The organism is Anaerosporobacter sp. (genome assembly GCF_965301125.1).
On sequence record NZ_CBDLAM010000194.1, the window covers coordinates 1 to 6,691 of the forward strand.

12 protein-coding genes and 1 pseudogene are annotated in these 6,691 nt (G+C 32.6%); 11 read left to right on the forward strand and 2 right to left on the reverse strand.

What is annotated here, in order from left to right; genetic code table 11:
- A partial coding sequence (locus ACW2QF_RS16320; RefSeq protein ID WP_455717073.1) for a hypothetical protein occupies window positions 1-204 on the forward strand: 204 nt, incomplete at its 5' end.
- A gap of 70 nt (window positions 205-274) precedes the next feature.
- Window positions 275-526, forward strand: coding sequence for a hypothetical protein (locus tag ACW2QF_RS16325; RefSeq protein WP_455717074.1), 252 nt, complete (start codon window positions 275-277; stop codon window positions 524-526).
- 367 nt (window positions 527-893) lie between these two features.
- Here ACW2QF_RS16325 and ACW2QF_RS16330 read toward each other — a convergent pair.
- Both ACW2QF_RS16330 and ACW2QF_RS16335 read right to left on the reverse strand, forming a co-directional pair.
- Window positions 894-1,107, reverse strand: a pseudogene (locus tag ACW2QF_RS16330) (IS66 family transposase); the annotation flags it as partial.
- The gene (locus ACW2QF_RS16335) at window positions 1,092-1,277 is read right to left on the reverse strand and encodes an IS66 family transposase (protein WP_455717084.1); all 186 of its coding nucleotides are present in this window, start codon (window positions 1,275-1,277) and stop codon (window positions 1,092-1,094) included. The gene ACW2QF_RS16335 and the pseudogene ACW2QF_RS16330, both read right to left, overlap by 16 nt.
- A gap of 629 nt (window positions 1,278-1,906) precedes the next feature.
- On the opposite strand from ACW2QF_RS16335, the gene ACW2QF_RS16340 reads away from it, so the two are divergent.
- The 9 genes from ACW2QF_RS16340 to ACW2QF_RS16380 form a co-directional block, all read left to right on the forward strand.
- Window positions 1,907-2,191: an HNH endonuclease signature motif containing protein gene (locus ACW2QF_RS16340; protein WP_455717075.1), complete on the forward strand. Its 285-nt coding sequence runs from the start codon at window positions 1,907-1,909 to the stop codon at window positions 2,189-2,191.
- Window positions 2,192-2,201: 10 nt separating this feature from the next.
- Complete coding sequence (locus tag ACW2QF_RS16345) at window positions 2,202-2,711, forward strand: DUF6985 domain-containing protein (protein ID WP_455717076.1); 510 nt, start codon at window positions 2,202-2,204, stop codon at window positions 2,709-2,711.
- 260 nt (window positions 2,712-2,971) lie between these two features.
- A complete protein-coding gene (locus ACW2QF_RS16350) occupies window positions 2,972-3,439 on the forward strand; it encodes a hypothetical protein (protein ID WP_455717077.1) in 468 nt (155 codons plus the stop codon).
- The gene (locus ACW2QF_RS16355) at window positions 3,439-3,663 is read left to right on the forward strand and encodes a hypothetical protein (RefSeq protein WP_455717078.1); all 225 of its coding nucleotides are present in this window, start codon (window positions 3,439-3,441) and stop codon (window positions 3,661-3,663) included. Before ACW2QF_RS16350 ends, ACW2QF_RS16355 begins: the two co-directional genes overlap by 1 nt.
- Window positions 3,660-4,037 carry a hypothetical protein gene (locus tag ACW2QF_RS16360; protein WP_455717079.1) on the forward strand — a complete coding sequence of 126 codons (378 nt, stop codon included), beginning with the start codon at window positions 3,660-3,662 and terminating at the stop codon, window positions 4,035-4,037. Before ACW2QF_RS16355 ends, ACW2QF_RS16360 begins: the two co-directional genes overlap by 4 nt.
- Window positions 4,038-4,179: 142 nt before the next feature.
- The gene (locus ACW2QF_RS16365) at window positions 4,180-4,461 is read left to right on the forward strand and encodes a hypothetical protein (protein ID WP_455717080.1); all 282 of its coding nucleotides are present in this window, start codon (window positions 4,180-4,182) and stop codon (window positions 4,459-4,461) included.
- A 16-nt stretch (window positions 4,462-4,477) separates the two neighbouring features.
- The gene (locus ACW2QF_RS16370) at window positions 4,478-4,828 is read left to right on the forward strand and encodes a hypothetical protein (protein ID WP_455717081.1); all 351 of its coding nucleotides are present in this window, start codon (window positions 4,478-4,480) and stop codon (window positions 4,826-4,828) included.
- An 876-nt stretch (window positions 4,829-5,704) separates the two neighbouring features.
- Entirely contained in the window at window positions 5,705-6,091 is a 387-nt protein-coding gene (locus ACW2QF_RS16375) for a hypothetical protein (protein ID WP_455717082.1), read from the forward strand.
- 286 nt (window positions 6,092-6,377) lie between these two features.
- On the forward strand, window positions 6,378-6,691 hold a 314-nt coding region (locus ACW2QF_RS16380), incomplete at its 3' end, for a DnaJ domain-containing protein (RefSeq protein WP_455717083.1).

Below are 6,691 nucleotides of genomic sequence, written 5' to 3' on the forward strand. Positions count from 1 at the left end.
AAAATGGACACAAAAATTGAGCATATTGACGAAGATATTATGGATAGATATAATACTGATTTTATGAAATTTCAAAATAATCCTGAGCTGAAACAGCTTTGCCAAAGTAAAAATGTAGATTCGACACTTGGTATATTTGGAGAAGTGGCACATGGTATTCATCTAATGGAGAGAAAATCTGTGATGGAGGTGCACAACAATTAAATACGTCAATTTCAGGACATTAATAGAAAAATTAGTAATTTTAGTGGGAAGATTAGGGGGGTGATGGGGGATGACCAAAAGTGAATTTATTCAAAGCTGGAGTGACGTGATTTTAAAAAGTCTACAAGTTGTAGTTGGAAAAAAATCAAATATACCACATAGTATAAATTGTTATGAAGAAAATGGCGTATGGATAATCAGTGAAATAGGAGAAAGACAAGATGTATCGATTATAATAGAGGGAAAAGAGAGTCTTGTTTTTGACAAATTAAATAGAATCGTTCGAGGAGAATTGAAACTAAAAGAACGAAGAAAAATATAATTTTAATAATGTCTCAATAATAAGGAAGTATAAATAAACTCCCTCCTTCTAAATTAATCGAAATAGCTCTCATGAAGAGAAGTAACCCATGAGATTAATTTAGAGCATCTAGTGTGAAATTTGTCATCTGGGTGCACAAATGGACAGCCGAAATAGAACTGATTATTGATTTCTAAGTGTAGATTAGTAAAAGCCAGCAAGAAGTAATATTCTTACTGGTTTTTATCTCAGCTGGTATAATAACGTCTACGGTAGCAGGGTAAGCGTCCTCTCAAGCACATATTAAAAAAGACGTCAACGACAGAATAATAAATTTACTGGTGTTGTGACGAAGCAAATAAGATACCCGCAATATATCGTTCATCTGAATCTGCTCGAAGACATATTCGATATAATACAAAGGTTTTAGCTTGTTTGCAATCGCTGTATGTATAACACTATAGATTAGTGCAGATGCGTTGGCACCATTCTGAGTATTTGAAAATAGCCAGTTCTTGCGACCAATCATAAAGGGTTTTATTTGATTGTTTCGCTAAGTTGTTACAAAGTTGAATCCGTCCATCTTTTAAGAAGTTACATAAATATTCTTAGCATAGGTAATAGCCTTTCCCAACAAACTTTGTGGTAAAGTTTTAAGGGCTAGGTTTTCTAACCATGTATAGAATTCATCTAGGACTACGTTGGATTCGCTTTTTCGTAGATGAAGCCTTTCTTCATAACCGCATCCTAGTTGATCCGCTTTGTTTTCAATTGCAAAAAGTTTTTGGATGTAGACCTCTCCACGTATTAGAAGAATATCTGAAAACTATATATAAATACGGTGAATTTGATAATAAGATGGACAAACCATTCTTGGAATTCTTATCAGCAATAGCGGATGCCACAATAGTGATTCCTATAATTGATGCCTGTCTAGGTGTAGACATTATCACAGGTGAAGTTTTAATTGATTTCGAAATTATGGATTTACCACTTCCTCTAACCTTACTAATCAGTGTCTCAGCAGTTACGATAACGGCTACGGCAGCAGGGGAGTATGTATTTGCAACTGGTGTTGGAGAGGAATTGTTAAGAGCAGATAAAAAGGTTGTGGATGATCTGGTTGAACATTTGGACGAGGTTGATGGTGTTAAAGTAACGGATATCAGCACGGATGATTTACTAAATGCTGTTAATTCGGGCAAGATACCAGATATTGATATGCCTAATGTTATAAAGCCATCATTAGATGATAGTGTATATCAAGAGTGGTTAAAGAGAAGTTCCTTAGGCCAATATGTACCACCAGGAATGACAGAAGCTGAATATAAGAAATTCTTACTAGCATTAGAAAAAGTTGATGAAACAAGTGCCTTAAATTAGGTTGATTATGAGAGCGTATTGAAGGTAAGGAATTCTGGAGTTGGAAGTAAGGGTGGTAGAAAGACTGATTTAGATGGTATAAGGATAATAAATAAAAAGTATGCAGGTAAAACTTATGAGATGAATGGAGATTTAGCAACAAAATATCCGAATGGAGTGGCAGGTTATACTAGTACACCTACAGGCTATACATGGCATCATGTAGAGGATAGTAGAACAATGACACTTGTTCCAAGTGACTTGCATGGTGCAGTAAGGCATACAGGCGGAGCTTCATTAATAAGAAAAGGAATAAGACCATAGGAGGGAAAATATGTTAATACCAGAAGTGAAACAAATAAATGGCATTTGGATGGGAAATGTAACTTTGGATTTATGGAATGCTTTTTTTGGAAAGGAAAGTGATATTGATTTAAATGTTGGAGGGGATAAGTTAATAGAGTGTCTTGATACAAGACATAAAGTTGCCTATGAATATCTTGTAACCAATCAAAACAAATTATTGGAGATTATATTAAGCGCGTTATTAGTAGAGTATCCTACTATGCAAGAAGAATATGGTTATGAAGACGAAGAACTTAATGAATATATGCCTAATGTTGATAACATACAAGAATTTAAAGAAATAATGGAACCAAAGCGTATTTATATTTTAGATATTGAAAAGGATTGGATGGCATATTTAGGCTTTCATTTTAAATGCACATGGGATGAAGAGCATGATTATGGCATTTTGATACATAAAGAACGAGTTGTAAAAATGGGAGGAGCAGATGTCGCTTTTTTATCATGGATAGCAGAGGAAGATAAAAAGGCAATTTAGGTAACAATATATAAAAGTATAATTTATTATGTTTCCACATAAGGACGACCAATACCCTATTCTTGTCTATCACTAAATCGAAATGGCTCTCACCGAAGGTGATTAATCCATGTAGATTTTGTGATAGACTCTAGGGCGAAATTTACCATCTGGGTGCAGATAAGGACATCGAAAATCAAAACATAAAATTTAGTTCCAATACGTTGATATTAACACACTTCTTTTAAAATAAATTTTTGTTGCGAAAGAGGTGTGTTTTTATGTGTGTGAAGAAAGTAAGTTCAGATGGGGTTAAACTATACGATTTAACCAAAGTAAAATTGAAAACAGTTGGTAAAACCTCAGTTGTGCAGTTTTCTGCTGGAGTTAACAAATCCTGCCCAGTCAGAAATTTATCAAAAGATATCTATATGGACATAGCTACTGGTGAAGTAAAAGAAAAGAAGAAATCCCAAAATCGCTATCAGTCGCTCAAGAGTGTCAGAAAGAGTATTAACCGATTAATGGATTTGATTCGGTGCAATGTCACAGATACCGTCAAATGTAAGTGGATTACCTTGACTTATGCTGATGTAATGACAGATGGCAAGCAAGCCTTTTTGGATGCCAAGCTATTTTTGAGAAAACTCAAGAGATATCTTGCAAAACAAAGTAATTTCACAAATGGTCAGAAGATTTTTCAGTATATTACAGTTGCTGAACCACAGGGCGAGAGACATGGAAATTAGTGGAATTTGCACATCCTGCTGATTTTTACGATACAGCCCCATTTCTGTCGAATGAGAAAATTGTTGAGTTTTTGATGGTATCCAAACAGTTTATAAAAGGTGAACGATTGAAGTATTATCCAGTTGGTATGAATTTGTATTCTGCCAGTTGTGGAGTTAAGAGACCAACTGTTGAAGAGATTGCAATATATAATGGTAAGTATTTTAAGGAGATATCAAAATGATAAGAAACGGAAAATATGCACAGTATAAAGGACACGAATATGAGTTGAATGAAGATATGGAAGGACAGTTGGTAATTATAACTGAGGATAAAAAGTTGGAAGATGATACTTTTGACAAAAAGTACGATTCTGGAATATATTCTAAAATAGTGAATCAATCAATGTTGGAATCTGTTTATAAGGTGACTTCATATGTGCTGATTATTGGAGAAAAACTATACGTACGAAAAGAAAAAGCAGAAGGATATATTGTAGGAACAAATGATTGTGAGATCGCAAAAGAAGTTGGGCTTAACAGAGATGATAAATATGGATATGAAGGTTGGTTGTCTGCAAGTGGAGTAGAAGTGGTAGAGGAAAAAGAGTATATATAATTATGTCTTAACATCAGGATACACCAACCATTGTATGATACCCTTAAATTAGTCAGGGTAAATAACCAAAATGGTCCTGGGTCAAGAATTAGTACAAATTATTTATGCAATGGAAATGTATTTATGTGTATAGGAACAGAGATTGCAGGATGAAGTAGATTCAGATAAGGGAGCATATATTCCGCAAGTGGAGATGGATTCAGTAGAAAGTACGTTGACGAGACAGTTTTTTACTTTGGATGAATTGGCAGATGATATTAATGGGGTATTAGATGGAATCTCGGACCTTGGAAGTTTTATAAGAATAAGTACAGAAAAACTGGAAAATGTCGATGCTGGGAGCAAGTCTATGGCGAACTCAGCATTATGTATGAGGGACGATTACCTGTTATGTCAAACTATATTAAGCTTGTCATTTACATAATTTCTAAAAATTAGCAATGGCAATAGTTTTATCTTGTGCTAAGACAAACACAGTTAGTGCTGCAACTACTAGCTATAACAACAGTAGTTATACCTACACATACAGAGCAAATGGAACTACAGTTGTTAAAGTAAAAGTGTGGGCAAAGTTTTCTTACAATGGATCTTCTCCCAGTGTCTATCAACAAGATTACAGTGTAGAAACTGCAACTAATGGTTACGCAGTAAAAGTGCAACAAAACACTAATGGCGGAAATGCTAATTTCATGGTAGTTGTTACAGCTCCTGGTGATGTTGCTCGTGTATATTGTACAGCAATTGCAACATGTGATAAAAATGGCTCTATTGCTTGGAGTGATAACGGTTAATAAATAAAATATGACAAGCTAAAAAGGGTGTGTTACAGAATGATTGTTTTACAATTATTTTGCTCACTCTCTTTTCGTTTGTATTACTATATCTTTAATTTTATTCATCATTTAATTACTAGATGATTTTAAAGCGTTAATGCCTGTGTTGCCTTTATTTTCGCTAAGACATACAATATAATGTCTTTTCTGTTTGTGAATGCTCTTGGGTTAATTATTGAAGAAAATCTTGTAAGACAGAAACCAGGAATTATTGTTTTTTATGGTGTAACAGGGATACATATAACTGTACAAAATAGCAGCAGAAAAAGTTGTCAAGAAAACATTAATTGAACATATTTTATTTTCTAATTACCGAGAATTAATAGTAAATAATTACTACTAATTCAGACTAAAAATTACTTTAAATACTAATATATGTATGTTAAACTGTATAAAAGTAAATATAATCCAAGAAAATGTCGAAGTTTACGGTTAAATTACAATATTAAGTGTGAAAAATGTGTAGAGTATTCGTGATAGAAGAAACAAATGATATTAAAAAATAAAAAGCATATGATGATATCCTATCCACGCATCCACTGGAAGATTATCCAGAGAAAGCTAAGAAAATTAATGAGGCATATATATATATGATTAATTATGCTCAAAACAAGAATGTTACTATGGGAGAAATGAATTAACAGATTCTAAAAGAATAAATAGTACGATAAATCAAATTATAGACGCGTTATCTACTAAAAAATAAGAAGAAATCTTAACGATTGCTCAATGATCGTACATATGAATTTTATGAAATTGCTCAAACTGTATTTAAATATTGATGATAAATAGATTAGTATGAGTGATAAAAATGGTAAAGAAGGAGAATAAATAATGAAAAGAAGTTGGTTCTGGTGTGCTATAATTGTTATCTCTATTATAGAGATTATATTGATAGGGGATGGGCGAGATTTATATTTTGAAGAGCTATTATCACCAAGAATAATAGCTCTTTTGGTGACACTAATTGTATTCTATTGTGTACTTGTATTAAGATTGAAGAATGCAGGAAAAAGTGGCTGGATAGCATTTCTGTGTGTAGTAGTACCGTGGGCTATTAGACAACTTGATTTACCAGTGGCATTGTTAAGTTTTACAAGATTTATACCACCTTTATCTACGGTAGTTATTGGTTTATTACCAAGTGTGGAAAAGCATGCTGTATATAGAGATGATAATTCAAGTAAAAATGTCCAATCTAAGTATAATGATTTGCAATAGGTAAAATTAGATCCATTTCCTTACCTATTCGGTACATTGAGTTGGAGGGATTTTATTCTAGTCAAGAAAAATTATTGTATAAATTTTATAGTAATTCAAGAATAAGCAATAATCAGTCGGGGATATTACATAAAGCTATAATTGTGAAATATCTCCGAAAACTTCTATCAATTAAATTACATAAATGTATCTTATTAAAATAACATATTAATTGTAGATTGTCGAAGAAGACATAATAATATAAATTCAATTTGATAAAAACTAGAAAATTTAAGTAGGTGCTGAAGTGTGGGAAATATTAGGGATCAAAGCAACACATGACATTAAGGAAATAAAAAGAGCGTATGCTAAGATGTTAACTATATATCATCCGGAAGATAATCCAGAAAAATTTATGGTAATACAAGAAGCATATGAATACGCTATTAATTATGCAAAGAATGCAAATAAATATAGTAGTGAAGCAAACATAAATATACCTTTTGAAAAAGATATAAAAAATCAAGAGAAAAAAACTGATGGCCTACAAACAGGAAAAGAACAAAGAAAAATAATATTTGAAAAAGCAAATATCATGCAGGCAGAATACGTATATCTTAA